The sequence below is a fragment of the Streptomyces sp. NPDC027962 genome (genome assembly GCF_055566095.1).
The window spans coordinates 1-1546 of record NZ_JBVHTA010000110.1 but is presented as its reverse complement, the minus strand read 5'-3'; the positions used below and the strand labels follow the sequence as shown (position 1 = coordinate 1546).

The window sequence follows — 1546 nt, the reverse complement described above, 5'->3', positions numbered from 1 at the left end:
GACGCTGTTGGTTAATTCGGGCCCGTGCGTGACGTCGGCTCCCAAGACCTGGTTGTGGTCTTGGGAGCCGACGTTGTCGTATGGGGTGGGTGTCGATGTCTATGCAGCCGAAGGGGTCGGGGGAGATTCCGGCGGAGACGGTGCGGGTGGCGCGGGCCGCGTTCCCGAAGGGGAGCTTGGCGATCCGGGTGAGGGACGAGCTGGGTCCGTTGTTCACCGACGAGGACTTCGCGGACCTGTTCCCGGCGCGGGGGAAGCCTGCCTGGTCACCGGGGCGGCTGGCGTTGGTGCTGGTGTTGCAGTTCGTGGAGGGGCTCACCGACCGGCAGGCCGCCGAGGCGGTGCGGGCGAGGATCGACTTCAAATACGCCCTCGCACTGGAACTGGCTGATCCGGGCTTCGACTTCTCAGTGCTGTCGGAGTTCCGGGACCGTCTCATCGACGCGGAGGCGGGCAGGCGGGTGCTGGACGGCATCCTTGCCGCGGCCCGGAAGAAGGGCCTGCTCAAGACCGCCGGCCGGGCCCGGACCGACTCCACGCATGTGCAGTCCGCGGCTCGGGAACTGTGCTGGCTGGAGATGGTCGCGGAAACGCTGCGTTCGGCGTTGAACACGCTCGCGCAGGCCGCCCCCGACTGGCTGGCGGAGACCGCCGGACCAGACTGGTTCCGGCATTACGCCACCCGGGCCGAGGACTCGCGGTTCCCCAAGGCCCACAGCAGACGGGAGGAGGCCGGCCGACGGATCGGGACGGACGGGATGCGGCTGCTTGAGGCCGTCTTCTCGCCTCAGGCACCGGCCGGGCTCCGGGAGCTGGAGCAGGTGAAGATCCTGCAGCAGATGTGGGTCCAGCACTTCCATCTGGTCGGGGGCGAGGTGAGGCGACGGGACCCAAAAGACCGACCGCCGGGCGCAAAGCGCCTGGTCACGCCTTATGACCCCGAAGCCAGGGGCAGCAAGAAACGCGACATCCTCTGGGACGGATACAAGACCCATCTGACCGAGACCTGTGAGCCGGACACCCCGAATTTGATCACGAACGTGGCCACGACCGTCGCCACCGTCCCCGACAGCGTGATGAGCGAGGAGATCCACAACGGCCTGGCCGAACGGGACTGCCTGCCTGGCGAACACTGGGTCGACACCGGATATGCCACCGCCTCCCAGATCGCGGCCGCCCGCCGCGAGCACGGCATCGAGCTGCACGGACCGCTCCAGGCGATCACCGTCGCCCAGGCGAAGAACGGCAGCGGCTACGACCAGGACGCCTTCACCATCGACTGGGACCAGCAGCACGTCACCTGCCCGAACGGAGCCACCAGCACCCAGTGGGCTCTGCGCTGCTCTCAGCAGCAGCTTCCCGTGATCCGGGTCAGATTCTCCCCGGCCGACTGCCGCCACTGCCCCGCACTGCGCGACTGCGTCAGCTCACCCAGGGCCGAACGCAGGGAACTCACCCTGCGGCAGCACGACGAGCACCAGGCCCTTCAACGCACCCGCGCTCTCCAGCAGACCGACGACTGGAAAGCCCGCTACAAGATCCGCGC

General features: G+C 68.2%; 1 protein-coding gene. It reads left to right on the top strand.

Annotated elements, in window-relative coordinates; translation table 11 throughout:
• Positions 1 to 95: 95 nt before the first annotated feature.
• Positions 96 to 1546, top strand: a 1451-nt coding sequence (locus ACZ4SA_RS36875) for an IS1182 family transposase (protein ID WP_468283225.1), incomplete at its 3' end; no start/stop codon positions are given.